The following is a 26,054-nucleotide window of genomic DNA, read 5'->3' as shown; positions in this document are numbered from 1 at the left end:
TTAAGTGATTGGGCAATCGGTACGTTTAACGAATAAAGGGTTTTCCCATAACAACAAACGGGCATCTAACGATTCTTTAACAACACAAAAATGCTTATCTAAGTAATCGGACATTTCTTTACCATAGCTTAATTTGGATGGCCCATCAGGTGCCGATACAATCCAAATCCGTGGGTGGCTTTGCATAACATCGTTTAATGCATCAATACTGGTCAACACAGGATTCCCGTGCCATTTATCTAAATATAAAGAAGGGTTACTATGATCATACATAATCGGCATTACCGTATGTGCTTGTAAAAAATAATCACCTTCGATACCTAAATAAGCCCCCGTCGGAAAAGGTGCCTGAACAACCAAAATATCACCTTTTTGATAATGTTGTTGTAAAGCCAAATTGACAGAACGGAACCGAAAACCACTTAACTCCCTACGCAATTCAAAGGGGCGGTTATTTTGCAAAAAATCACCTAGATCAGTTGCCTGAATACCCCATGGAGAAGCCACGCCAACCATTAACAATAACATTAATAAATAAGCTAATTTGGATTTATCAGAAGGAAGCATTAAGCTATCAAGCAGTTTAACTGAAGTATTTGAAACAATTAATAAAATAAGCGGTAATAAAAAATATATATAACGAAGCGCATAATATCCTAAAAAGAAATTAAGCATCAAAACTGATAAAAAAACAATGCAAAATAAATAACGTAAATTCCAAGATTTTTTTAAAAAAAACAAACTTATTCCAAACAAAGCATAAATTAATACATGTGACTCTGAAAAAAGTGACCTGATATAAAAAAATGGATCAAAATCAGAATTTAGGAAAGCTAAACTTAAAGCATTTAAATTAGATTGCGTATTACCCAAAACATTATAAGGCTCCCTTAGCGAAGTACGGTATGTTAACTGAAAAATAACAATAAATACAATTAACAAACCAAGGATTACTGCCTGTTTATTAGCAAGCCATTGCCATTGTCCAAACTTTAACAACAAAGCTGTGATAGAAAAAACTAGCAATAAAACACCTGAACCTTCCCAGCTAAAATACATAAAAATAAAAAATAAAAAAACTTTTATATAATCCGATTGTTGTAATTTATCTTTAGTTAGCAAAGCATGAACTGACATAATACAGAGTAAAGCGAAACACTGTAGTTGCGATGGATAAAAAGCATTAGCCCCCCAATAAATAGACCACGGCAATAAACAAAAAAGACTGATTGCAATAATTGCGGTTCTTACATCAAAAAGCTTTTTCCCATAATAATAAATAAAATAAACCGTCAGCATCGCAAACAATGTAGACGGTAAACGTACTGCTGTTTCAGTATGTCCAAAGAGTAATGTCGACAAAGCTATCGGATAAGGAATTAACTCATAAGTACTGATAATAAAATCACCAACCGTTTGACGAAGAAATGGATAACCACGCTCAGAAACGCCTCTGGAAAATAAAACCATAGTTGATTCATCTTGGGTAATAGAATTGGTTGACGAATAAGAAATTCTTATAAGCCCCGAAAGGGCAACAATCAACATCACATAACCATCTAACAACAGATTTTTATTGATCGACTTCATAATAATCTCTTTTTATCAATTCGTGATGCTGTTAACAACAAAATAACACTACTAATAAAAGTAATAAAAATACCGAAAATAAACGGTATTTTTAAATAACCAATATAAAAAACAAAGTCAGGATCATAAATAACAAAAATCACTCCCAACATAACGATGCAAGCGATAACATAAGGATAGCAATACCATTGCCAGTAAGAAAAACAATGCGTCGATTCTGCTAAAAATGAAACTAAAACTTGTCCAATTAAAACAATAAAGACACCCACAACGAAGATATTCATTGTAAAACCTATGTATTTATTAAAATAAAAAAAAGGAGCAGAAGTGTTAGCGACTGTGGTAAATTTAGGTATATTTTTATCAGGTTTAAAAAAAACCAAGCCTTCATTGCGTTTATTATCAGCCGCCACCCAATTGGCATCTGTTGAAATATTGGTCATTTGTCCGGTTTTATAAACTATATTTCCATATACAGCAGCCCTTTTAGGAAATCCAGCAGAAAATAGATCAATTGCTATTGTGTTTTTACTTTTTAAATAGCGTCCAATATCATGCAAAACGACTTGACTAGTAGTTGCCTTATTATTGACTATATCATAGCCATTGACTTTTATTTTATAATAACCATCAACTGATACGCCTAAATTTGCCGATTCGACTGGTATATCAAGGAGAAAAAAACTATTCTCTATTGTTAGGTGTGGTGTTAAATTATCCTTATCCCATAAATATAAACTTTTATTGAATTGAGCCAATTGCTTTGGCATTACGTTATTAGGTACGTGCGATAAGTTGTCATAACTCGTTGCTAAAATGGCATTACCCCAATAATGGCTAGCATAGCCATTCTGATACCAATATAATGGATTACCCGTAACAAGATACTGAACTATAGGAAAATGGTTTGTCGATAACCAGCTAGAGTCAGAATAGATATTAAAAGTACCTGAGGTAGTTTTATAAACCATTTCAGAAATTAGATGACTATTAATTCCAGAGCTGTTGCTAACAACTTTCGCTGCTAAGACATTAGGCCCTGCTTTTAATAAATGATGAACATCATAAGTAGCAACTGGTTTGCCGCCAAGATAGTTTTTTCCACCTGCTAATATGCCATTAACATAAAAATTAAAACTATCTGTTGCTGAAACAGTAATAAAGGCTTGAATGGGTTTTTCAGATAAATGGATAGGTTTTATATAGTAAGATTCTTCGCTAGCTGCTTTGGACTTTATCCAATGGGCATTGTTATTAAAGTGATGGTAAGAGTTTATTGGTTGGTCTATTAATAGTTTATCTGACAAAAAAACCATTAAAAATGAAAAAAACAGAATCACAAAAAAAACAGGGATGGGTATAGGCAGTTCAAATATTTTAATTCTAGCCATCGTTATTTCCAGTTATTTATGTCCCAGACAATGCTTTTGCAGCACGGAAATTATAAGCTTTGTCTATATTTCGGCAGGCAAAATATGCTTTTCTTGCCAATAAGTATTTTCCACTTAAATGATAAGCATCGCCTAATCCACATAACATATCAGCCTTGATTCGTTTATATTCAATATCGGTAACTAATAATTTATAATAGTAAGCTGATTTTTCAGGATTCTCCGATTTATTATAAAGCATTGCCAAATAATAATTCTTTAGTAAATTATCATCTTTAATTAATGTTAAAACTTGATTGAGCGCATAACTTTCATTGTGCTTTGTTACTGCTTTTTTAATATTACTTAAAATGGCTTGCTCGCCATATCGAAGTAGCCAGTTTAATAACTGAACATCTAAATCCGACTTTAGTGTTTTTCTTAGCTCAATTTCATTTATAAGTAACTTATTATACGTGTAAATAAATAGTGGTTCTGCACCCAAACTAGGGGCTTTAATTATTACGTTTTTCTTCCAAACCAAGTTTGTATAACTGGTTAATGGGTGGGTGTATTTGTAGTTTTTCAACACAGCTAAGAAACAATCGCCCATCATTGAATCAGAATAAGCATATAGTGGCTTTATTCTGATTGTTAACTGACAAACATCAAGAGCTTGTTTAGATTTTCCTTCAGTATTTAATTGCGATATGGTCTTTAAGTTTTGACTACTGACGATAAAATTATTAATACCTTCAATATTAGCCGTTATAAAAAAAATGATAATGAAAAAACCAACTCCAAATGTATATTTTTTTTCTAAACGCACATTATTGCAAATTAATAAATGTAATCCAATGACAAAAAATGCACAAAAAAACCATGAAACACTGAGTGTTGCCATTAATATTTTTACAGTGTCCCAAGCATTAGCAATATCAGTAACAGGTTCTAATACTGGCTGAGAAACTTGATTTAATGGCAAATAGAGAACACTGATTTGATTGATGGCAATACTTAATTTTGATTGCACCAAGTATGATAAAAATAATCCATCATTATAAAGCAAAGTTATGATAGGAATTGAAAAAACCAACACAACCGTTAGCCATGATAAGATAAGTGCAGCTATCGGGTTAATCTTTATAGTTAAATAGGAAGAAATAAGAGCCATTAAAAAAACCATATAAAATGGCACAGATACGCCTAAAAAAATACCCTTTATATGCGTAGCGTAAATTGAATCGTATAACGGAAAAACAAACCATTGACCCAATAGGCTTAATGCCGACATGGCGACTAGTACCGCCCCCAATACCCAATATTTTGGCAGGTTGCTTAGATGTTTCAAAGTTATATCTTTAGCAGTAGAAAACAACTGAAGCCTCCATTAGGGTTGTAACAAGGTTATAGCTATTTTAATTGTTTTTTCCAAGCGCTGATTTTATTTCAGAAACAGAAAATAACTGCAATATCAATACCATCAAAAGGTAGATGGCGTAAAAAACAAAGCTTGCGATAATTTTTGCTGCCAATGAATCGCTCAGCATAAATGGCGCCATCATTAATAATGAAAACAGCACACACAGAAAAGACTTACCGTAAATTCTAAAAACCCGCATAGTAATTAAATTGTTATTTAAGGTTGCCACACATAAAACCATTGTTAACAACTCAGTAACAACCGTTGCAGCGGATGCGCCTAATTCTGCGTAAACAGGTATCAATAATGCATCCAGCAATGCTTTTAATACTAATATGCCAATCGTTATAGCCATGAATGATTTTTGTTTTCCCAGTACCGAAAAACTTGAATGAAATAGTGTTGCCGGAATTGTAAACATCATGGCTATGCTTAATATTGTCAGCACATGGCCTGCACCTATAAAAGCTTTTCCATAAAGCAATGGCATTATTTGGTTAGAAAAAATAATTAACCATGCAATAACTGGACTGATAATAACCACTAACACCCTAAAAGCGCTTTCATTGACTACTATAAATTTTTCTATGGAACTAATCGAAAGCTTTGACAATAATGGGTAAATGACACTACATACAGACAAGCCCCCCATTTCAAGTATTTGCACAATCCGATAGGTTGCACTGTAAAGGCCCACGGCAGATGCCCCTGATAATCCTGTCAGCATGAATATATCTAATTGGATGGTCAGTTTTCTTAAGGTAATGGCTATTCCTAAAGGTAATGCTTCTTTTATCATGGCCTGCCAATGATTTAGATCGACCAAAAAGTGTACCCGGCAATAGTTTATGCTGACATAGATAACAAAAAAAACCCAATAACATAGGGCTGCTATCAGATGGGCGACTGCAATCCCCGTTAAACCTAAATCTAATTTTATGGCTATCAATACCCATAAAAAAATGACCACCTTATCGATTATTGCCAAAAGGGCGACAACGGCCATGGCTTCGTTGGCCCTTAAAACGGCGACAAATATCAGGCTATGCAAGCTGACCAAGCCGGTTAATACCATAATGGTCACCACTTCCCTTAAATAGAAATGTGGATTTAAAATTTCGAAATATAGATATAGCAATAAAAAAGCAATAATACTAACTATCCAAATTAATGAATAAGTTGTGCTTAATATACGCATTACGTTGGCTTTATTTCTAGCAACGTCCCTAATGGTTATTGTTTGGAAACCGCCATCCGAAAAGGTTTGGAATACCGTCAATATGGCAAAGGCAAAGGCAAAATTACCAAAACCTTCAGCACCTAAGTAACGGCTAATGGTCAGTGTCAAAGCAAAAATGATTATTGCACTAATGACACCGCCACCAGTTATCAGCAACGAGTTACGCCCTAATTTAGTTGGTTTGATTTCGGAAGTTTGATCCTTCATTGCCTTTGCCGTTATTGCACTTGCAATTCTTCGGCAGGCTCTACCACACTCACTTTATCGCCTTCTTGCAATTCCACTTGTCCAGCGACTACAACCCTATCATTTGCCTTAAGCCCGCTTTTTACTTCAGCATAACCTGAACTGATGACGCCGGTTTGAATGGTTCGCTGCTTGGCAATATTGCTATCATCAACAACAAAAACGGTACTTTCATTATTGCGGGTTGAAATCAAGCTAACGGCTGGAATACGCATAGTGTTCAAATCATTAATAATTTGTCCCGTTGCAGCCATGCCTGGCAATATCAGCCCATCGTCGTTATTCAGTTCTACGTCAATATTTACCATCCTTTGTTCGTAGTTAGCCAGCGGCTGTACCCTTTTTACCTGTCCTTGAAAACCATGCCCTGCCAATGCCGGAAAACTCACTTTAACCGGCAACGCCGTTTTGTTGTCACCCAATAAGGCGTAATCCGTATCAGACATCGCACATTCCAGCAGCATGGGATTGATAACAGCGACCGATACCAAGCTATCCCGTATAGTTGACACCTGCCCTACTTTAGTGACGTCAGTAACAATCCCATCAACTTGCGAGACAATAGCCGTCTTTTCCAAATCAACCGATGTTTCCGACAACAAACGTTGCGTTTGCTGATGCTCACTTTGGGCTTTCAGCCAATCCACTTTCGCTTTCCGAAAATCGGCCTCTTTTACCAAACCTCTGTCCAAATTGGTTTTGTAATAGTCGGCTAAATTAGCTTGCTCACTGACTGTCGCTGATAAAAACTGCAGCTCTTTTGATAAGTTGTCGATGGTGGCTCGATAGGCGCGATCATCCAATTTAACCAAAAGCTGGCCTTTTTTAACTCGGTCGCCGATAGAAACCGGTACGTCTTGTACGATGGCATTCATCAGCGGCGAGTTAATAACTAATTGTGGATTCGCAGCCGCTTGGCATTCAAACGCGGTTAATGCGTAAATATTTCCGGAAGCAGCCGAATAAACACTGACAGGTATGGGTTGACCATTACTTCTTGCCACACTGGCATCAGTGAGTAATTGATGGCTTTTGCGGAGGTTATATAAAACCATAATGGCAAAAATTAAGCCTAGGACAACAACAATAAAATTAACATGTTTTTTCACTAAAACCCCTTTGCGACGCGCTTGTTGACTTTACGACTATAAACCTTATTTCACGATTTAGCCTACAAAAATATTTTACAAATTATTTTTTAATCAATGCGTTAATATAAAGCTAACATACTACGACCTAGCGATGAATACACTGATTTGACAAAAAACTATGTTAAGCTTAGCCAACGATTGTTAAGCTTTGTGTAGGGTGCCTCCCTTAACAACCCCAGAATTTACTTATGAAAGCCTCTGAAACAACCAAAAAATAACCAAATTTTTAACTGAAATCTATAGTTACATAAAAAACCAGTTAGACCAAAACATAAATTCAATCACATAATGAAATTCTTACGCTGACCCGGCAAAACCGCTTGTTGAACCGACAAGGCTTTTTGCCTGCCAATAAATTCCACCCCAACCCCTTTTCTGGCAGACACAAAAATGAGCAAAAACATTCTTAATACGACGTTATACGCCCCGCTGATTGTCTTATTGACCATGGCGAGTTTGCCAACACAAGCCGAAGACCTTGCCAGCGTTTACAAGCTAGCATTAGAAAACGACCCTACCCTGAAAGCGGTCAGAGCCAACCAAATGGCAACTGACGAAAGTAAAAACCAAAGCATTGCACAATTTTTGCCTAACATATCATCCATTGGCATTGCCAGCCGCGACAACATTACCAATAACAACCCGAACAGTTTTTTACGTAGCCAATCGTTTTGGAATAACTCTCTGGTGTTCAGTTTAAACCAACCCATTTTTCATTGGGAACACTGGGTAAAGCTTAGCCAATCGGACAATCAAATTGCCCAAGCAGAAGCGGAATATAAAGCCGAACTGCAAAACCTGATGACCAAAACAACGGAAGCCTATTTCAACGTGCTCTTGGCTGAAGACAACTACAGCTTTGCAATGGGGGAAAAGGATTCCGTTTACCAGCAGCTTGAACAATCCAAACGCCTTTTCGCCAACCACCTTATCCCCATTACCGATGTCCATGAAGCCGAAGCAGGATACGAGCAGGCCACCGCCAACGAAATTGATGCCGCCAATAAAGTTGATGATGCCAAAGAAGCCTTAAAAGAAATTATTGGTGACCACGATGTCAAGTTGACACCATTGCTGGAAAACGTCGTCTTACAAAAGCCTGAGCCGGCGGACATCAATGTCTGGAGCCACACCGCCGAGGCCAGCAACTTCAGTGTAATTGCCGCCATCAATGCCACGGAAGTGGCCCGCAAAAACATTGACTTGCAACGCACTGGGCATTACCCCAGCTTAGATTTGGTCGGCACTTACAATATTTCCGATGTCGGTAGCAATTTCGGTATCCAAGGCGACCGCCAAACTATCGGCCTGCAATTAAACGTACCTTTATTTGCTGGCGGTTCGGTCAACTCAAAAACACAACAAGCGGCTTATCTGTTCGAAGCCGCAAAAGAAAACCTAAATACCATCAAACGTGCTACCAACAGGCAAATTAAAGTGGCTTATCGCGGTGTGACGACCAGTATAAAACACATCGAAGCCTTGCAGGCATCACTAAAAGCAAGTGAAAAAGCTTTAAAATCAAGTGAATTGGGGTTTGAAGAAGGTACACGCACCATGGTTGACGTGTTGAGCGAACAGACGAAATTATTTGAAGCGAAAAGGGAATATGCCCGCGCCCGTTATGATTATTTTATCAACAGCGTCAAGTTAAAACAGGCGGCAAGCTCTTTGGATGAGAATGATCTTGAACAAATCAATAAGTTTTTAGCTAACTATAGTGCAAAAAAATAGTAGCCGGGTAAACCCATACGGCGAGGTTTACCGAACCCCGCCATAACCCAACTAACCGGCATGAATTTTTAAGGTTGCTGAACCCAAAGCGTCCATCAACCCCATCACCACTGCTTCCATACGTGAAAATTGCCTTTTCGGCACCACTTTTACCAATCCAGCACAAGCCAAGGTAAGCAAGGTTCTTTTAGGATCTTTCCACAAAATTCTGGCATCGGTTTTGATGGCTAAGACCACCAGCTTCATCGCCAATTTGGCCTCCCTGGAACGGATCGCCCGCCTAGCCAAGGAACGCAATTGATAAGCCTCTGCCAACCTGCCCCAAGTGGCAAACACTTTTGGTGATTTGACTTGCAGTTTTTTTACCGCCCGCTTCCAACTGTCAAACTGGCTGACAACAGTCAACGACAATAGGTCTTCATTACTGCGGCAAAATGTCAATGCTTGTGGGATACCGGCAAATTGCCAAGGTGTTTGTGTAGCAATCCTTAACCAACATTCAATATCTTCCGATTGCTTAAAGGTTTCGTCAAAATACCAATAACGCACTTCGCCATTGCGATGGTGCTTAAATGCAACGGCTTCAAATGCCGCTTTGCGGATCACCGGTACCGAACCATTGTCGATCGGATTGCTGCATAAAATATCTTCGATACCAATATTATTTAACTTCGGCACATGCCTGATGCCCATTACTCGACCCTCTGAATCTACAGTCTTCGAAGGGCAGTAGCTGAGACCCAAATGGGGATTATCTTCCAAATGCGCAATATGCTTTTCTAATTTATCGACCGCCCAATAATCGCCAGCGTTGATAAGGGCAATGTATTTGCCTTGTGCAAGATGGATACCGGTATTGCGCCCAGCCGCCAACCCCATGTTTTGTAAATGGACAATCCGGATACGTGGATCTGTAAAATTTTCTGCAATGTCCACGCTATTATCAGAAGATTGGTCGTCGATCAGTAATAGCTCAAAATCTTCATAAGATTGTTGCAATACCGAGGCAATCGCTTGGGCGATATATTGCTCGGCGTTATAGACGTACATGATAACGGAAACTGTAACCATGATAATTACCTGCGTTTCTAAAATAGTGAAAATGCCGTACGGTCTCGGCTGCTGCCAGCTGTGCAATCAATAGCCCGAAGCAGGTGTATGGCTAACAGCAGTTAACAACTCCCCGAGCTAGCCATTCCTTTCAGCATTTGCAGGATATTTAAGGTTTTTTGCCTTACGTCCAGACCAATCTTCCATATGGAATGCGTAGCCAACAGCATAGATTTACGCAAATTCATGATGCTTGTTCAACGCGTAAAAATAAGCACTGCAATTATCTAAAGCTTCTTTAAAATCATTAGCCAAACAACGGCGAATAGGTTCTGCGTTAAAGGATTTCGAACATGTGTTGGTAATTGCTGAAAATTCATAATCCGGGTTGAAATTTCCAATAAATCCACCAGGAATTTTTAATCGTTCGCATAAATCCGCCCCCTTGTTGGAATAATAAAGGTTATAAGGGACGCGACCTGCTGCCAGTGCCAGAATAGCCGTGTGATAACGGACCGCAACAATTAAACCTGCTTTTTTAAGGACGGCCTGCAACAACTCCCAGCTTGGCACAGTGCTTTGGTAAGCCAGTAAGTCCAACACCTTAGCCCCCGGACAAAGCTCCATAATTGCCTTGGCAACAACCCAATCGCTTTCTTTTTCAGAGACTTTGGATTGGATCAACAATACGGGTTGGTAATCGTATTCCAATAGCTTCCGGCATAGTTTGCCGATATTGCGGACAAAAATTTCGTTGTTGGCTGGATACAGTGAATTGAATTCCCGCAGGGAAATGACTGCTGAACGGGTTGCTTCCAAATTCTCCAAAACAATATCGGCTTGCCGTTCCGCCTCAGCCGAGCATTGCAAAACAAATGATGTATCGAAAGACAGCTTACAGTTGACCCCCATTTCGGACAATTTTTTATAACTTTGCTGATCGCGAACCGTCACCGAATTGATGCGTTTCAATTGGCTAGCCAACAATTTAAGGCTAGGGCCATTGCAAGAAGCTGGGATGGACTGACCAAACAAAAACGTAGTATTCGGTTTTTTTCCTAACAAATTGAGGTTATTAAGAAATTTTTTGGTGACAAACCAAGGCCGCGTATTGTTAAAAACATCGCCGCCGACACTGACAAAGCTGTCACACTGGTTAAGGTTGCGTTGGTTGTGAATACCCGATGGAATTGGCGCTTGCGCTTCCATAAGATTTGCATAAACCTCGTGACCATTAAGTAATTGCGCCAACGCCGCATAAGTAGCAGCATCACCAACGTTGTTGTAAGAATGGGTATTGATTAAGCCGATTTTCATGTCGCTCTCCTTATTAAGTGTTCACTAGCACTTTAGCAATCGCTGTGCCACCTAATAAAAATAAACAACCAATTGAATAATAAGACTTTATCTTTTATTTTGGCAATTTTTCGAAAACCTTTCATTGCTAAACTTGGCTACCCCCTGCAAATTGCAAACAAGCATTAGCGTTTTGCAATTTGCAGGGGGTATTTCTTGTTAAAATCACCCCGCCGACACCTCCTAACCAAGAATCCGCAATGTCAAAACGCCCCGAACAACCTGTTCCAACCCCCATTCGCGATTTAAACAAGCCACATCTAATTCCTTTATGCTGTCTTGAATCAGTGGATTTTTTTATATCTTTAAAGGGAAAAATAGTTATAAATCCCAGTACGCTATTGTTCCTTATATTTGCCCTTCAAAGCCCACAAGTTAGCGCGTGGGAAGCCATCCAATGCATTGCCCCCATCAACAAAAACCTGCAAAAACACTGGATGGGTAAAATTTACCAACCCGTTCTTGACCCCCAAACCATTCCCGTAGGCTCGCCATACTATTTTGCGGTGCTTGAGGCCCTGGAACGCATGAACCGCAACCCTAGCCAATTCCGTTACGTATTCGGTGGCATGGATAAAAATCCCGGTATTGGCTTAAACAATGGCGAAAGCGAAATTTATATGAAAGATTTGGGGGCGGCGTATGCCAACAATTCCGCCATTGAAGAAAGCGACTCTGATTATTCGCCCAACTGCACCGCCACAGAATCGGACATTGTCATCAACAGCCATTACCGGCTACAGCGTACGCCAAGCGGCATCAGCAAACTGGCTTATAGCGATGACAAACGCCAAATGTTCGTCTACGGCGGCAGCCATGCCCATTTGGTCTCGACGATAATGCATGAATTAGGACATAGCGCGGGCTTGCATCATGAAGGCGATGTGATGAATTTGATGGGCGGCAACAACCTGTTAGCAACTAACGGCGACCGTGTTGAACCCTATATCGGCGAAGATGCCGCCAATGGTTTAATTGCCTTGCACGGCTTATCGGCGCAGGCATTGGAAGACGTCAGCGTCAGCCATTGGCGTTATGGCGACAAACTAACCGCAAAAGATGGCAGTATTTTTAGTTTGCATAACCGGACCAGGTTATTGGATGCGGATCACAACGACCTACCGTTAACCTGCCCTTACCGCAACCCCGATCTCAACGGCCCTTTGACAACCACTTGTCCAGAACCGGTTTACAAAGTACACAAAGGCCAAACCGTAAAACTGGAATTCACCTTTGAGAATTCCGGAAAAACCAGCCCTATCGGTATAACCGCCCATTATGTCCTCTCAACGGACGCTAACATTGATGATAGCGACAGATTATTGTTCAGCAAAAACTATTCACTCAAGCGCGATGGGCAACCCTCGACGGTCGCAGCTCAGGTCAAACTGCCCAATTCATTGACAGAAAACACCCCTTATTGGTTAGGCTGCCGAATTAAAACTTCCCGTTCAGGCATCAAAGAAAGCAATGAAAATAATAATTCGGCCTATGTTGGGATAAAAATTGAACCCGGAACTTCACATTAATGGCTTTTGGCGTGATTTGGCTTCCAAAACCTATTTTGGAGGCCATTATTTGCTAAACAATCACCCCCGCCGCCACGGTTGCCAAGCTGCTTTCGTCGATGACGATAAAACTGCCTGTCACTTTTAAATGTCTTGTTACTAATCCGACGTTGTCCATTTTGTTGATGGCGAGTACGACGTGCTAAACGCCCAACAAATGCGCCAAGTAAGAATGTCGGCGGGTTTGCGTTACCAAGCCTTTGCGGGCATCGACCAGAATAACCGCCAAACCGAGCTGGACACGCAAACCGCGTACCTGAATTTGAACTCCAGCATCGCCCAAGTCAACGCCTACCAGCAAGCCTTAATCGGCAGCCAACGCCAATTGGATTCAACTAAAACAGGCCACGATGTAGGCGTCAGCACCTTCCAACGCCCAATAACAATTATTCGCCGCCAAACGGGATTTGTTGGCAGCGCGTTATCAATATTTGCTGAATATTATTCGCTTGAAAGCAGCGGTTGGGGTGATTGGTGATGGGGATTTGGCGGATGTTAATTTGCAGTTGGAGAAGGGGCTGTAAAACGTAGTTGTGTAGTTACCGTCTTAAACTCAGTGGCATGGCGGTTTGCTTCCCGAAACCACCATACAGCCCTACCGTAGAGCGCATTAGCGATAGCGTAATGCGCCGGATGTTTGAAATCCAACATGCGGTGCAATACGGCTACCGTCTATTGCACCCTACGGGCTAGCTTCAAGACCGATTTTATTGGAAAAAATCCAAAGACTAAACGGGGCTATCCTAGTTTGTCAGCTTGCGTTTTGCCAGTCTTAAACAACAAAAATCACACACTGGCGTTAGCGTATTGCACTGCGTGGGATTAAAATCGTGAAAGAAAGCTAACCCTCCAACCAATCTCAAAAATGACTTTATGATGATTTCGCCGAGAAAAACCACCTCAGCCGAACAAGAAGGCAACTGTTTTGTCGCTGGCACTTTAGTTCACACCCAAGCGGGCCTAAAGCCCATCGAGCAAATCCAAGTGGGCGACTACGTGTTGTCCAAAACCGAATCGGGCGACGGCGAACTGAGCTACCAGCGCGTGACCCGCACGTACGAATATGAGGATAGGGAGGTGTATTTCCTCAGTTGGATTGTGCTGAGCGATGGCGACAAAGTCACGGATAAATATGGTCAGCCGAACGAACGCGGCCATGTGGTGGTAACCGGTGCGCATCCGATCTGGATTGCTGAAATCCGTATTGCGGAGTCCGCCGATCAAGAATTGGTAACTCAGCCTGTTAATCGATGGATGTCTGTGGCAAGCTTGGATTTAATGAGGAAGGAATACGACCTTAAAGGTGGTACGGTTATTTTTAATGCCCAACTTTCTGATGGTCGTTTAGTGTATCTCGAAAATTTTAACCCTGTCGTGCATAACCTTAAACATCAAAGCAAAGGCATAGTCAGGCCAAGTTTCATTTGGTATCAGTGGGATGGTCACGGTATCGAGGTCGAATTTAACCAAAACGGGCCGTCAGTAGGCGTTATCGAAACGCTGAAACCGTGGCATACTGTCTGCTATAAAGATTCTTTAATCGAACGCGATTGGGATTTAATGGATGACTCGGAAGACTTGGATGAGAGCAGTCTGGCCTTTCAGGGCTTTCACCCCATGTGCCGTACGGTCTATAACATCGAAGTTGAAGATACCCATAGCTATTTTGTCGGCGAACACGGCCTGTGGGTGCATAACCTCAGCCCGTAGGTTGGGGTGACGTCAGGAACCCCAACAATTGATGCGTCCGGATGTGTTGGGGGTTCGTTCCTTTTATGCCGTTGGGTACACCCCAACCTACTATACTGCGTGGGATTAAAATCGTGAAAGAAAGCTAACCCTCCAACCAATCTCAAAAATGACTTTATGATAATTTCGCCGAGAAAAACCATCTCAACCAAACGGGAAGGCAACTGTTTTGTCGCTGGCACTTTAGTTCACACCCAAGCGGGTCTAAAACCCATCGAGCAAATCCAAATGGGCGACTACGTGTTGTCCAAACCCGAATCGGGCGACGGCGAATTGAGCTACCAGCGCGTGACCCGCACGTACGAATATGAGGATAGGTAGGTGTATTTCCTCAGTTGGATTGTGTTGAGCGATGGCGACAAGGTCACGACTAGAGGTCAGCCGAACGAACGCGGTCATGTGGTGGTAACCGGTGCGCATCCGATTTGGATTACTTCAATTGGTATCGCAGAACCATCCGACCCAAAAACAGTTGACCAGCCTGTAAATCGCTGGATGTCGGTAGCAAGCTTGGATTTAATGAAAAAAGAATACGACCTTAAAGGTGGTCGGGTTATTTTTACTGCCCAACTTTCTGATGGTCGTTTGGCGTATGTCAATAATTTTTCCCCCATCGTGCAAAACCCCAACTATCCCGCCAAAGGCATCGTTAGGCCAGGAATGATATGGTATAACTGGGATGGTTTCGGTATCGAGGTTGAATTTAACCAAAACGGGCCATCAGTAAGCGTTATCGAAACGCTGAAACCATGGCATACTATCCGTTATAAAGATTCTTCAATCGAACGCGATTGGGATTTAATGGATGACTCGGAAGAAATGGATGAGAGTAGTCTGGCCTTTCAGGGCTTTCACCCCATGTGCCGTACGGTCTATAACATCGAAGTTGAAGATACCCATACCTATTTTGTCGGCGAACACGGCCTGTGGGTACACTACCTCAGCCCGTAGGTTGGGGTGACGTCAGGAACCCCAACAATTGATGCGTCCGGATGTGTTGGGGGTTCGTTCCTTTTATGCCGTTGGGTACACCCCAACCTACGGTTTTTTGGGTGGTTTGCCGGGGCAGATGTCTATCTACTCAACCCGTAAGTCGGATGAATGTAAGGTGGATTCGCGCCAGCAATCCACCATTTCGAAGCCTTGATAATCCATTAGCTTGTAGGTTGGGGTAGTTTTCTGGACCAAATGCCTATCTGCTCAACACCCCGCATCATGCGTAAACCTGACGCTTTCCTCCGCCGAACGCCTTAGCAAACCAAGGCGGTGGCGCGGCAAATACACTTTACGCTGGTTACCAAGCTCTGGCTTGGTAACCCGGTTGTCAGAAGCTCTAGCTTCGAGGGGCAAGGGAAGCTAGAGCTTCCAGAACTGTATTCCCAAGCTGGAGCTTGGGAATAAGCGAAGATTACAAAGTGAAAGGTTTTAAGCGCTTAGGACAATGGTATGAGCGAATGTTCGATGTAGGATGCACCCAAGGGCATAAAGACTGACGGCAGGAAGCCCATCAATTTATATCCCCAATGATGGGCTTCCTGCCGTCAGCCCATCCTACGATTTACGCTAGTTACCAAGCTCCAGCTTGGGAATGAGCGAATAGTTAAACAATCACCCCCGCCGCCACCGTAGCCAAGCTGCTTTCATCAATCACAATAAAACTCCCCGTCACCTTATTTTCCGCATAGGTATCCACAAACAACGCTTGTTGCAGTTTGATTTGTACGCGGACGATGTCGTTCATGTGGACGGCTTCGGGTTGCGGGTGTTGCTCTAAGGTGTTGACGTTGATTTTATAGTGCAATTCGCCAAACAAGCCTTTCACGGTGCGGGTGGTGTGCTTGATTAAATATTTGGCTTTCGGGTTTAGCGGCTGTTCGGCTAGCCAGCAAATATCCGCGTCTAATTCCCGCGTTACTTTGGGTGGCTGGTCGTTGCCGACGATGATGTCGCCACGGGAAATGTCGATTTCATCTTCCAACTCCACCACCACGGCGCTGCCGGCAACGGCTTTTTTTACCGATTTGCCTGCCAGTTTTAAGCTGCGGACTTGCGAGCTGCGCCAGGCGGGCAACACCATCACGGTATCGCCGCATTGCAAGCTGCCTTCGGCGAGTGTGCCTTGATAGCCGCGAAATTCCACATCGTCACCAGTGGTTTGAGTGGCGGCGTTGCCGAGCATCACCCGCACCACGCGTTGTACGGGCATACGCAAGGCTTTGTTACTGACATCGGCTACCGTAGACACGGTTTGCAAATAATCCAGCAAAGTCGAGCCTTGATACCACGACATGGCGGTGCTGGCATCAACCACGTTATCGCCTTTGAGCGCGGACATGGGGATGGCGACAATATTGCTTAAGCCCAAGGCTTCGGCAAATTCTTGATAGTCGCTGACGATTTGCCGATAAATGTCTTGCTGCCAATCGACGCTGTCCATTTTGTTGATGGCGAGCACGATGTGCTTAACACCCAGCAAATGCGCCAAATACGAATGTCGGCGGGTTTGCGTTGCCAAGCCTTTGCGGGCATCGACCAAGATCACAGCCAATTCGGCAGTGGAAGCGGCGGTGACCATGTTGCGGGTGTATTGCTCGTGGCCCGGCGCATCGCCAATGATAAATTTGCGTTTCGGCGTGGAGAAATACCGATAGGCGACATCAATAGTGATGCCTTGTTCGCGCTCGGCTTGCAGGCCGTCGGTGAGCAAGGACAAATCCACTTCCGATAAGCCGCGTTTCAGCGAGCTTTGTTCAATGGCGGAAACTTGGTCGGCGTGCAGGCTTTTGCTGTCGTACAGCAAGCGACCGATCAAGGTGCTTTTGCCGTCATCGACACTGCCTGCGGTGATAAAACGCAGCAAGCCGATGTTGGCGGGTGCTTCGGTTTCGGTGGTTGGCGCGCTGGCGATTGATAAAGCAGTCATTAGAAATACCCCTCTTTTTTACGTTGTTCCATGGCCGCTTCGGAAGCGCGGTCGTCTAGTCGGGTTGCGCCGCGTTCGGTGACACGGGCGGTGGCGGTTTCATGAATAATGTCGACAATAGTGGCGGCGGGCGATTCCACGGGTGCGGTGCAAGTGATGTCGCCGACGGTACGGAAGCGGCAAGTCACGGTTTCGACTTGATCGCCCGCTTGTGGAGGCGTCAGTTCAGTGACCGGCACCAACACTTCACCGCGCCGTACCACATCGCGTTGGTGGGCAAAATAAATCGACGGCAGTTCGATGTTTTCGCGTTGGATGTATTGCCAAACGTCCAGCTCCGTCCAATTGGAAATGGGGAACACCCGTAAATTGCCGCCAGGAATCACCCGTGCGTTGTACAAAGACCACAATTCTGGACGCTGGTTTTTTGGATCCCATTGCCCAAATTCATCACGGACACTGAACACCCGCTCTTTGGCACGGGCTTTTTCTTCATCGCGTCTCGCCCCGCCGATGCAAGCGTCGGCAGACAATTCTTCAATCGATTCCAATAAAGTCACCGATTGGTAAGGGTTGCGCGACTCTAGCGGGTGCCGTAAGCGTATCGTGCCGCGCGCGATGGAATCGTCCAAACTCCGCACTTGTAAGTTGCATTGATAATACTCAGCCATACGGTCGCGGTAGTCGATGACTTCGGGATAATTGTGTCCAGTGTCGATATGCAATAACGGCAAGCGGATACGTTCGGGGTAAAAGGCTTTGTAAGCCAAATGCAGCACCACTGCCGAATCTTTACCGCCGGAATACAACAACACCGGATTACGGCATTCAGCCGCGACTTCACGGAGGATAAAAATGGCCTCAGCCTCTAACACATCCAAATGGCTGTGCAGCGCGTTGGCGTGTGGATCGACGTCAGCGGCGGATGCGTCATCATCCTGCCAAACTGATTTTTTTAAGCTATTCATTTGCCATGCTCCAAGTTAGAGGTTGTAAATTGATTGTTTAATGGGATACAAAGATTCTTAATAAAACAATGAGTCGCTATCGCGACAGTTTTTCTAATCGGGTTCTCGCACCCGAAGGCGAGCTACTTTCTTTTGCGCCGCCAAAAGAAAGTATCCAAAGAAAAGGCGGCCCGATTACCGCTTCTCCCTGCGCTCCTCGATTTTGTCGGGAGTCAGCAGAGAGGGCTTCCTGCCCTCCTGCTGACGCGCGGCTTCCCTGCCGCGCCCCTTACGGGCTATTCCCAACAAAATCTGCGGTACTCGGCGCGGTAAACGGGGATAACACTCACTATTCGGCTTTACTCGCATTTAAGTCACTGTGTAATGGCTGGTAACAGCGGCTTACTCAAGCGACGATTTATGGTAGCAATCGTTGATAATTTCATCCAATATATGTATTTAATGAAATCGTTCGCTTTTTTATATGGATAAACATGGCTTCCTTAAACTACCACCACCTCCGCTACTTCTGGGTCATCGCCACTGAAAACAATCTCACCCGCGCTGCCGAACGCCTGCACGTCTCGCAATCGGCGTTAAGCATTCAGCTGCGGAATCTGGAAGAATCATTCGGGCAAACCTTGTTTGAACGCCAAGGCAAACGGCTGATTTTGACCGAAGCCGGACATATGGCTTTTGATTACGCCAACAGCATTTTTAAAGCCGGGGATGAGTTGCTGAATTTGATGCACAACCGTCCGGTGAGCCAGCGGCAGATGTTACGAGTGGGTGTGGTGTCGACTTTATCGCGGAATTTTCAGCTGGAATTGGTCAAGCCAGTGCTTAACCGCAGCGATATTGAATTGGTGTTGCGCTCGGGCAGTTTGAAAGAATTATTAGGCTTGATGCACACGCATATGTTGGATTTGGTGGTTTCCAATCGCCCGCTGCCCAGAGATTCAGAAAGCAATTGGAATTGCCGATTGCTGGACGAGCAATCGGTGAGCTTAATTGGCAAGCCGGAGGCGGTGAAAGCACATTTTAAATTCCCTGACGACTTGCAATTTACGCCATTGCTATTGCCCAGCATGGAAAGTGAAATCCGCGCCGCTTTTAATTTCTTAATGGAGCAAGCCAATATCCGCCCATTTATTGCCGCCGAAGTGGACGATATGGCGATGTTGCGCTTATTAGTGCGCGAGTCCAATAGCTTGGCGTTAGTGCCGCCCGTGGTGGTGCGTGATGAATTGAACAGCGGCATGTTGGTGGAACATTACTGCATACCGGATATTTTGGAACACTTCTACGCGATTACACCGTCACGCAGGTTTCCGAATAGCTTGTTGAAGGAATTGTTGGCGGGGCATTTGTAATAAGCCAATGGCGCTTAAAAAAGTTTGTTTGATTAAACAGGCTTGTCATCATCGTTAACGGTATCAGTTTTTAGAATCCGCTCCAGTTCTTTAACCTGCATTTTGGCAAAGTTGACCAATTCCGGTTCGTTGTCAAAAAAAGCAAAAGACTCCCTCAGCGCCGCTTCGTCGTAGTCTTTGAATTGTTGGGCTTTGGCATGTGCTTCAGCTTCGTCTTTGCCCAGTGTCATGATAATTTGCTGGCCCATTGCTAAAGACGAATCAAAAATTTCCCGTTTGTAAAAATCAACACCGGCTTTGTAAAGCTCGTAAGCATGACGGCGATTGCGGGCGCGGGCAAAAATGCGCAGTTGCGGAAATTCGGCCTTGGCAAGCTTGACGATAGCGACGCTGGCGGCAGGGTCATCCACGGTAACGACCAGCAATTTGGCTTTCGCCGCACCGGCGCTGCGCAACAAATCCAAGCGCGAAGCATCGCCAAAGTGGCCTTTAACGCCAAATTTTCTAAGTAATTCAATTTGTTCAGGATTTTTTTCCAAAACCGTGGTTTTAATGCCTTGCGCCGCTAAAAAGCGTCCAATGATTTGTCCAAAACGCCCGTAACCGGCAATGATAATGGGGTTTTCTTCAGCAAAATTATCATAATCTTGCGGCAAGGCGCTCATGAAACGGGTTGCGATCAAGCGGTTGTAGGCCAACATTAGCAAAGGCGTGGCAGCAATGGAGGTCGCCACCACCAAAGTTAAAAACTTGGCTTGCGCATCGGGCAATATCTGCAAATTTCCGGCAAATTGGAACAACACAAAGGCAAACTCGCCGCCTTGCGCCAACGCAAAGGCGAAGCCAAAGTTATGCAAGGCGTTCAAACCAAATAAGCGGCCTAAAGCGAACAAAACCAAAGCCTTGCTGGCCATTAAGATGACGACGGCAGCTATCAGGCGCATAGGCGCTTCGGCAAACAGGCCAAAATCCATGCCCATGCCAACAGAGATAAAAAATAGGCCGAGCAATAGACCTTTAAAGGGTTCAATGTCGGTTTGCAAAACGTGGCGGTATTCGGAGTTAGCCAACACCACGCCCGCAACAAACGCCCCTAAGGCAGGCGATACGCCCACCATCTGCATCAATAACGTAATGCCCACCACCATTGCCAAAGACAAGGCGGTAAACACTTCGCGGATATTGGTTTTGGCGATTTCCCTAAACAAATGCCTCGACAAATGGCGTCCTGCAATAATAACAGCAGCAATGACGCAAGCGACTACAACGGCTTGCAACCAGCCTGGCAAATGGGCGATAAAACTGGCGTGCGCCGGTTCGATAGCGCCGGTATGGCTTGCCAAAAGCGGGATAATCACCAAAATGGGAATGACAGCAATGTCTTGGAACAACAGCACGGAGAACGACGTTTCGCCCATCGAGGTGTTCATCAGATTGGTTTCTTGCAGCATCTGCAAGACCAAAGCTGTTGATGATAAAGACAAGGCCATGCCGGCCGCCAAGCTCATCTGCCAAGAATAGCCCAACGCAACGCCAAGCAGCGTGAACAAGGCGCTGGTCAGCAACACTTGCAAGCCGCCTAAGCCGACAATGGATTTGCGTAGCCGCCATAACAAAGCCGGATCGAGTTCCAAGCCGATCAAAAACAGCATCATCACCACGCCAAATTCGGCAAAATGCATGATTTTGGCGGCTTCGCCAATCAGACCCAAGCCGAATGGGCCGATGAGGATACCGGCAGTCAGATAACCTAATACCGAGCCGAGTTTAAAGCGGCTGGCTAAGGGTACGACCACGCAAGCGGCGGTCAGGAAGATAAAAATATTAAATAGGCTGTTATCCACGCAAGACTCCGGCAATGCGGTGTGGTTTCTGGAAGAAATTAAGCGGTTGCAACAGCAGGCATCCTTGCCATCTGCCCTTATAAATGTGAACGGGCAGATTAATTTGAGGGCTTAAGACACGCTAAAGCTTTCCCCGCAACCGCACTGGGCTTTGACATTGGGGTTATCAAAACGGAAAGCTTCGTTAATGCCTTCGCGGCGATAATCCAATTGGATGCCGTCCAAAAAAGGCATGTCGCTGGCAGGCACAATCACTTTGACGTCGAAAGCTTCAAATACGGTATCGTCGTCATTGAGTTGGTCGGCATAATCCAGCGTGTAGGCATAGCCGGAACAACCGGATTTTTTGACGGCTAATTTTAAGCCGATGCCTTTGCCGCGTTTGCTCAGTTGTTTTTGGATTTGGCGGGCAGCACTTTCAGTAAGGGTAACGGACATAAGAACCTCTAAATCAATGTTTTTAAAACGTTTAAAAATGTTAACACGTCGGCTTCGGTATTATCTTTCCCCAAGCTGATGCGGACGGCGGTTTTGGCTTGTTCCGGCGCATAACCCATCGCCACCAATACTGGGCTGGGTTCGCTGCCGCCACTGGCGCAGGCGGAACCGCTGGAAACGGCAATTCCCTTTTGGTCGAGCTTCATCAACAACATTTCGCCATCCACGCCTTCGACACCCCACTGGACGGTATTGGCAACGCGGGGTGAGTGTTCGGCAAATAGAGTGACTTTAGGCAAGGCTTTCAAGCCTGCTTCCAGAATCGTCTTAAGTGTTGCCAAATGGTGTTGGCGATCAGCGAGTTCGGCTTTTGCCAATTCGGCAGCTTTACCAAAGCCGACAATCGCGGCGACATTTTCAGTACCAGCGCGCAACCCTTGTTCTTGTCCGCCACCCACAAACAGGGGGTTGAGCGGAACGGATTTTTCAAACACCAAAGCCCCGCAACCTTTCGGCCCATAAATTTTATGGCTGGAAAGGCTCATCATATGCACTGGCAAATCATTAAAGCTCAGCGGTATTTTACCCAAAGCTTGTACCGCATCGGTATGCACCCAAATGCCGTCGCCATGTAACGCTTGGGCAAAACGGGCGACATCTTGAATGGCACCGGTTTCGTTGTTGACCATCATCATCGATACCAGTTCGGGTTTGGCCTGTTTGACAGCATCAATGTCAAAGTCCAGCAAACCATTTTGTTTAACCGGTATGATCATGCCCTCATGACCCAGACTTTGTAAGCGCATGGCTTGTTGGAAAACCGAAGGGTGTTCGATGGCAGAAACCGCAAAACGCGCTGGCTTTGTCAAAACCGAAAAAGCCAAGTGATTGGCTTCCGTTCCGCCGCTGGTAAACACGATTTGCGGGGCGGTTGCGCCAACTAAGACGGCAACCTGCTCACGCGCCGTATCAATTGCTGTGCGGGCAAATCTGCCGTGCCGGTACAAACTGGAAGGGTTGCCGTAAAAACTTTGCAGATAAGGCAACATAGCCGCCAGCACGCGCGCATCAAGCGGCGTGGTGGCATTGTGATCAAAATAGATCATTCATTGTCGGATTAAATTCGGGGTGGCGATGGACTTCAATAACGTGCTGGGCTTCCAAATCTTGCCGCCTTGCCACTTCTTGCACGTGGTGTTTGTCCAGCAATTCTGCCAACGTGATGCCTTTTAGGTAATCACGGATTTGTTCGCTTAAGCCTACCCAAAGCTCGTGCGTCAAGCATGCTTGATGTTTCTGGCAATTGGCTTCGCCACCGCATTTGGTGGAGTCAATTTGCTCGTCAACGGCGTGGATAATGTCGGCAATGTTGATTTCGCTGGCTTTACGGCACAACTTGTATCCACCGCCAGGGCCGCGTACACCTTTAACCATTCCGGCGCGGCGTAAACGTGCGAACAATTGTTCCAAGTAAGATAAAGAAATGGTCTGACGGGTAGCAATATCCGTTAACGTGACCGGTTTTTTTTGGCTATGGAAAGCCAAATCGAGCATGGCAGTGACCGCATAACGGCCTTTAGTGGTTAAGCGCAAAGTAAATTCCCCAAAACATATACAGTTGCTTGTTACTATACTTAACCCACTAAATTAGTCAATTAATATAGCTTACAATTCATGTGCTTTTAGGCTGAGTTTTTAAGTTGCACTTAACGTAAACAACACCCTATAACAGGATGTTGTTTATCGAATGGATAGGACAAGCTTATGCTTTAGTCCATTTGGCAGCCAAAACACCAGACAACTGACCAAAGTAAGTGCCAATGACAATAGACAAAGAAATGACGACTAACGGGTTGTCCAAAGAAACGCCCAACAACACTTCTTTGTTCAATTTATCAGCCGTTTGCAATAAATAGGCAAAGGTTGAAGAATAGCCCAAGACGCTGGCAGGAATACAGGCCAATTGCGGAATGCTTGCAGCCAAACACAACACCACAACCGATACCGACACAGTAAACGCCGCCATAATCGGGAAGCCCAACAGTGTTTCCGGTGAAATTTCAGTCAACAACAACGCCGTTACCCAAGCCATCACCACACCGAAAATACCGCAAACGATGGTGTTGACCAACGCTTCTTTAGTCGCACCCAAAAAGAAGTACGCCGCCCAAGCAATCGTTGCCGCCCAGATAAAAAAGACGCCGCTCGCAGGACCTACCGCCAGAAAAGTTGCCACGCCAGACAAAGCGCCGATGCTTAAAGAAAGGGCTGTTAGTTTATTCATTGTAAATCTCCACATTGACACCTCATTGATAAAATTGCCAAGCTTTGCATTGAGGCGGAGCTGCAAAACTCGGCGTTTTCGATAACTAAATTGGCTTGCCGCCAGTAACTTACCCCTACTAACGCCTAGAAGCCGGCACAAAAATGATACTGAATTGGGGTGATTGTTCTATTATTGATGTTTATTTTTCAAAAAATCTTACATCACTATGGATCTGATTCTAGCACTTAAAGCCATTATCTTGGGCATTGTCGAAGGCTTAACCGAATTTTTGCCCATTTCCAGCACCGGACACTTAATCTTAGTCGGCGATTTGCTGCATTTTAATGACGAAAAAGGTAAAGTTTTTGAAATCGTAATCCAAGTTGGCGCAATTTTGGCCGTCTGCTGGGAATATCGACGCAAAATTGCCAGCGTTGTGATCGGCCTGCCCACACAACGTGCCGCACAAAAGTTTGTTTTAAATTTAATGATTGCGTTTATGCCTTTAGCGGGGTTGGGATTTTTGTTCGGCAATACCATTAAGGCCCAACTGTTTAAACCCGTACCCGTCGCCTTGGCTTTTATTATTGGCGCATTGGTCATCATGTGGGCAGAAAAGCGCGAGCATAAAATCCGCATCCATGAAGTGGACGACCTGACCCCATTAGATGCCTTAAAGCTGGGCTTGGCACAAGCCTTTGCACTTATTCCCGGCACGTCGCGTTCGGGATCAACCATTATTGGCGGCCTCTTATTTGGCCTGTCCAGAAAAGCCGCAACAGAGTTTTCATTTTTTCTGGCGATTCCCACCTTAGTGGTTGCCAGCGCTTATAACTTGTACAAAAACCGAGAACTGTTAGATTTGGCTACCGATGCGCCCGTTTTTTCAATCGGTTTAGTCGCCGCTTTTTTAAGCGCCTTGCTGGCAATAAAAGCCTTGCTGCGCTACATCAGCCAACATAACTTTGTCGTTTTTGCCTGGTACCGGATTATCTTCGGGCTGTTAGTTTTGGCGACTTCTTATAGCGGCTTGGTGGAATGGACCGTCAACTAAACCCTCTTATTCGGCATCAGACACAAGGTTAACCATGCTAAAAAATACATCCCTTTTACTTATGGCATTATTGCTTAGCATTGACGCTTCTGCTGATCGAACCATTATCAAATGTAAAAAGCCTGATGGCGAATACACCTACCAGAAAGCGCCTTGTGCAGAGAATACCGAAGCGGTGACTTCTTGGACAGCACCGGTTGAAACACGAAAAACCAATATCCCATTGGTTTTGGAGCAAAGCTACGGCGGGCATTATTTTTTAGACAGTGAAGTAAATGGCATTCCGGTCAAGTTTGTGGTCGATACCGGCGCAACCCTGGTCAGTTTGCCGTTGTCGTTGGCTGAGTCGGCGGACATCACCTGCAAAAAACAAATATTAATGGAAACCGCCAACGGCGCATCTTTGGCGTGTACCGGCATCATTAAAAAGCTAAAGTTTGGTTCGTTTACCTTAAAAGAAGTGGATGTCGCGATTGTGCCCAATTTAAGCAGCCCGTTATTGGGTATGAACATCTTAGAAAAATTTAAAATCACCCAACAAGGCAATACCATGAGAATTGCCGATCTCGACTAAACGTACCTAAGCATCAACTTTTCCATCCACTTTCGGCAATTGCTCAGCTAAATGCTGTCAAAAACAATACAGAATGACGCTATCACCCTCGCTGGCGCAGTGTATTCGTATCTAGGCACAAACTGTTTACTTTTTATAACTGATACTACAATGTATGT

Annotated in this window: 23 protein-coding genes; 9 read left to right on the top strand and 14 right to left on the bottom strand. The window is 44.3% G+C overall.

Annotated features, from left to right (window positions below; genetic code table 11):
* From ACYQ1O_RS07995 to ACYQ1O_RS07975, 5 genes are read right to left on the bottom strand one after another with little or no spacing between them, the layout of a single operon-like run.
* Entirely contained in the window at positions 1–1,590 is a 1,590-nt protein-coding gene (locus ACYQ1O_RS07995; RefSeq protein WP_459991138.1) for an ArnT family glycosyltransferase, read from the bottom strand.
* A complete protein-coding gene (locus ACYQ1O_RS07990) occupies positions 1,587–2,981 on the bottom strand; it encodes a hypothetical protein (RefSeq protein WP_459991137.1) in 1,395 nt (464 codons plus the stop codon). The genes ACYQ1O_RS07995 and ACYQ1O_RS07990 overlap by 4 nt, the downstream gene beginning before the upstream one ends.
* A gap of 16 nt (positions 2,982–2,997) precedes the next feature.
* On the bottom strand, positions 2,998–4,338 hold the full coding sequence (locus ACYQ1O_RS07985) for a hypothetical protein (protein WP_459991136.1): 1,341 nt from the start codon (positions 4,336–4,338) through the stop codon (positions 2,998–3,000).
* Between the two features lie 40 nt (positions 4,339–4,378).
* Positions 4,379–5,830, bottom strand: a complete 1,452-nt coding sequence (locus ACYQ1O_RS07980) for a flippase (protein WP_459991135.1) — start codon at positions 5,828–5,830, stop codon at positions 4,379–4,381.
* Positions 5,831–5,841: 11 nt separating this feature from the next.
* Positions 5,842–6,978: an efflux RND transporter periplasmic adaptor subunit gene (locus ACYQ1O_RS07975; RefSeq protein WP_459991134.1), complete on the bottom strand. Its 1,137-nt coding sequence runs from the start codon at positions 6,976–6,978 to the stop codon at positions 5,842–5,844.
* Positions 6,979–7,410: 432 nt separating this feature from the next.
* Here ACYQ1O_RS07975 and ACYQ1O_RS07970 point away from each other — a divergent pair, with 432 nt between their 5' ends.
* A complete protein-coding gene (locus tag ACYQ1O_RS07970) occupies positions 7,411–8,754 on the top strand; it encodes a TolC family outer membrane protein (RefSeq protein ID WP_459991133.1) in 1,344 nt (447 codons plus the stop codon).
* A gap of 51 nt (positions 8,755–8,805) precedes the next feature.
* Here the strand turns inward: ACYQ1O_RS07970 and ACYQ1O_RS07965 are convergent, their stop codons facing one another.
* Together ACYQ1O_RS07965 and ACYQ1O_RS07960 are read right to left on the bottom strand one after the other, a co-directional pair.
* Positions 8,806–9,825 (bottom strand): glycosyltransferase family 2 protein, encoded by a 1,020-nt coding sequence (locus ACYQ1O_RS07965; protein WP_459991132.1) that lies wholly within the window; start codon positions 9,823–9,825, stop codon positions 8,806–8,808.
* A 213-nt stretch (positions 9,826–10,038) separates the two neighbouring features.
* Positions 10,039–11,121, bottom strand: coding sequence for a polysaccharide pyruvyl transferase family protein (locus ACYQ1O_RS07960; protein WP_459991130.1), 1,083 nt, complete (start codon positions 11,119–11,121; stop codon positions 10,039–10,041).
* A 380-nt stretch (positions 11,122–11,501) separates the two neighbouring features.
* Between ACYQ1O_RS07960 and ACYQ1O_RS07955 the strand changes: the two genes are divergently transcribed.
* From ACYQ1O_RS07955 to ACYQ1O_RS07935, 5 genes are all read left to right on the top strand, one after another.
* Entirely contained in the window at positions 11,502–12,689 is a 1,188-nt protein-coding gene (locus ACYQ1O_RS07955) for a hypothetical protein (protein ID WP_459991129.1), read from the top strand.
* 178 nt (positions 12,690–12,867) lie between these two features.
* Positions 12,868–13,206, top strand: a complete 339-nt coding sequence (locus tag ACYQ1O_RS07950; protein ID WP_488199430.1) for a hypothetical protein — start codon at positions 12,868–12,870, stop codon at positions 13,204–13,206.
* A gap of 395 nt (positions 13,207–13,601) precedes the next feature.
* The gene (locus tag ACYQ1O_RS07945; RefSeq protein WP_459991128.1) at positions 13,602–14,438 is read left to right on the top strand and encodes a Hint domain-containing protein; all 837 of its coding nucleotides are present in this window, start codon (positions 13,602–13,604) and stop codon (positions 14,436–14,438) included.
* A 156-nt stretch (positions 14,439–14,594) separates the two neighbouring features.
* A complete protein-coding gene (locus ACYQ1O_RS07940) occupies positions 14,595–14,798 on the top strand; it encodes a hypothetical protein (protein WP_459991127.1) in 204 nt (67 codons plus the stop codon).
* Positions 14,799–15,428, top strand: a complete 630-nt coding sequence (locus ACYQ1O_RS07935) for a hypothetical protein (RefSeq protein ID WP_459991126.1) — start codon at positions 14,799–14,801, stop codon at positions 15,426–15,428. It abuts the gene before it with no gap.
* Positions 15,429–16,077: 649 nt separating this feature from the next.
* On the opposite strand, the gene ACYQ1O_RS07930 is transcribed toward ACYQ1O_RS07935, so the two are convergent.
* Together ACYQ1O_RS07930 and cysD are read right to left on the bottom strand one after the other, a co-directional pair.
* Positions 16,078–17,400, bottom strand: coding sequence for a sulfate adenylyltransferase subunit 1 (locus ACYQ1O_RS07930; protein WP_459991125.1), 1,323 nt, complete (start codon positions 17,398–17,400; stop codon positions 16,078–16,080).
* Positions 17,400–18,368: a sulfate adenylyltransferase subunit CysD gene (gene cysD, locus ACYQ1O_RS07925; RefSeq protein WP_459991124.1), complete on the bottom strand. Its 969-nt coding sequence runs from the start codon at positions 18,366–18,368 to the stop codon at positions 17,400–17,402. The genes ACYQ1O_RS07930 and cysD overlap by 1 nt, the downstream gene beginning before the upstream one ends.
* Positions 18,369–18,841: 473 nt before the next feature.
* On the opposite strand from cysD, the gene ACYQ1O_RS07920 reads away from it, so the two are divergent.
* Positions 18,842–19,720, top strand: coding sequence for a LysR family transcriptional regulator (locus ACYQ1O_RS07920; protein WP_459991123.1), 879 nt, complete (start codon positions 18,842–18,844; stop codon positions 19,718–19,720).
* A gap of 32 nt (positions 19,721–19,752) precedes the next feature.
* Here the strand turns inward: ACYQ1O_RS07920 and ACYQ1O_RS07915 are convergent, their stop codons facing one another.
* The 5 genes from ACYQ1O_RS07915 to ACYQ1O_RS07895 form a co-directional block, all read right to left on the bottom strand.
* Positions 19,753–21,564, bottom strand: coding sequence for a monovalent cation:proton antiporter-2 (CPA2) family protein (locus tag ACYQ1O_RS07915; RefSeq protein WP_459991122.1), 1,812 nt, complete (start codon positions 21,562–21,564; stop codon positions 19,753–19,755).
* 111 nt (positions 21,565–21,675) lie between these two features.
* Positions 21,676–22,002 (bottom strand): HesB/IscA family protein, encoded by a 327-nt coding sequence (locus ACYQ1O_RS07910; protein ID WP_459991121.1) that lies wholly within the window; start codon positions 22,000–22,002, stop codon positions 21,676–21,678.
* Between the two features lie 8 nt (positions 22,003–22,010).
* Positions 22,011–23,108 (bottom strand): cysteine desulfurase family protein, encoded by a 1,098-nt coding sequence (locus ACYQ1O_RS07905; RefSeq protein ID WP_459991120.1) that lies wholly within the window; start codon positions 23,106–23,108, stop codon positions 22,011–22,013.
* Positions 23,095–23,595 carry a Fe-S cluster assembly transcriptional regulator IscR gene (gene iscR / locus ACYQ1O_RS07900; RefSeq protein WP_459991119.1) on the bottom strand — a complete coding sequence of 167 codons (501 nt, stop codon included), beginning with the start codon at positions 23,593–23,595 and terminating at the stop codon, positions 23,095–23,097. The genes ACYQ1O_RS07905 and iscR overlap by 14 nt, the downstream gene beginning before the upstream one ends.
* Before the next feature lie 169 nt (positions 23,596–23,764).
* A complete protein-coding gene (locus ACYQ1O_RS07895; protein WP_459991118.1) occupies positions 23,765–24,286 on the bottom strand; it encodes a DUF1097 domain-containing protein in 522 nt (173 codons plus the stop codon).
* A gap of 208 nt (positions 24,287–24,494) precedes the next feature.
* On the opposite strand from ACYQ1O_RS07895, the gene ACYQ1O_RS07890 reads away from it, so the two are divergent.
* A complete protein-coding gene (locus ACYQ1O_RS07890) occupies positions 24,495–25,322 on the top strand; it encodes an undecaprenyl-diphosphate phosphatase (protein ID WP_459991116.1) in 828 nt (275 codons plus the stop codon).
* A gap of 61 nt (positions 25,323–25,383) precedes the next feature.
* Positions 25,384–25,896, top strand: a complete 513-nt coding sequence (locus ACYQ1O_RS07885) for a retropepsin-like aspartic protease family protein (RefSeq protein WP_459991115.1) — start codon at positions 25,384–25,386, stop codon at positions 25,894–25,896.
* Positions 25,897–26,054 lie beyond the last annotated feature (158 nt).

The sequence above is a fragment of the Methylosoma difficile genome (assembly GCF_054657615.1).
Note: the sequence above shows the minus strand (reverse complement) of the source record. Positions and strands in the feature narration are given on the sequence as shown.

Coding starts and splice junctions, on each gene's coding strand:
- ACYQ1O_RS07945 (WP_459991128.1), top strand. CDS start 13,602: ATGATGATTTCGCCGAGAAAAACCACCTCAGCCGAACAAGAAGGCAAC.
- ACYQ1O_RS07890 (WP_459991116.1), top strand. CDS start 24,495: ATGGATCTGATTCTAGCACTTAAAGCCATTATCTTGGGCATTGTCGAA.
- ACYQ1O_RS07995 (WP_459991138.1), bottom strand. CDS start 1,590: ATGAAGTCGATCAATAAAAATCTGTTGTTAGATGGTTATGTGATGTTG.
- ACYQ1O_RS07920 (WP_459991123.1), top strand. CDS start 18,842: ATGGCTTCCTTAAACTACCACCACCTCCGCTACTTCTGGGTCATCGCC.
- ACYQ1O_RS07990 (WP_459991137.1), bottom strand. CDS start 2,981: ATGGCTAGAATTAAAATATTTGAACTGCCTATACCCATCCCTGTTTTT.
- ACYQ1O_RS07965 (WP_459991132.1), bottom strand. CDS start 9,825: ATGGTTACAGTTTCCGTTATCATGTACGTCTATAACGCCGAGCAATAT.
- ACYQ1O_RS07895 (WP_459991118.1), bottom strand. CDS start 24,286: ATGAATAAACTAACAGCCCTTTCTTTAAGCATCGGCGCTTTGTCTGGC.
- ACYQ1O_RS07930 (WP_459991125.1), bottom strand. CDS start 17,400: ATGACTGCTTTATCAATCGCCAGCGCGCCAACCACCGAAACCGAAGCA.
- ACYQ1O_RS07905 (WP_459991120.1), bottom strand. CDS start 23,108: ATGATCTATTTTGATCACAATGCCACCACGCCGCTTGATGCGCGCGTG.
- cysD (WP_459991124.1), bottom strand. CDS start 18,368: ATGAATAGCTTAAAAAAATCAGTTTGGCAGGATGATGACGCATCCGCC.
- ACYQ1O_RS07885 (WP_459991115.1), top strand. CDS start 25,384: ATGGCATTATTGCTTAGCATTGACGCTTCTGCTGATCGAACCATTATC.
- ACYQ1O_RS07960 (WP_459991130.1), bottom strand. CDS start 11,121: ATGAAAATCGGCTTAATCAATACCCATTCTTACAACAACGTTGGTGAT.
- ACYQ1O_RS07980 (WP_459991135.1), bottom strand. CDS start 5,830: ATGAAGGATCAAACTTCCGAAATCAAACCAACTAAATTAGGGCGTAAC.
- ACYQ1O_RS07910 (WP_459991121.1), bottom strand. CDS start 22,002: ATGTCCGTTACCCTTACTGAAAGTGCTGCCCGCCAAATCCAAAAACAA.
- ACYQ1O_RS07940 (WP_459991127.1), top strand. CDS start 14,595: ATGATAATTTCGCCGAGAAAAACCATCTCAACCAAACGGGAAGGCAAC.
- ACYQ1O_RS07970 (WP_459991133.1), top strand. CDS start 7,411: ATGAGCAAAAACATTCTTAATACGACGTTATACGCCCCGCTGATTGTC.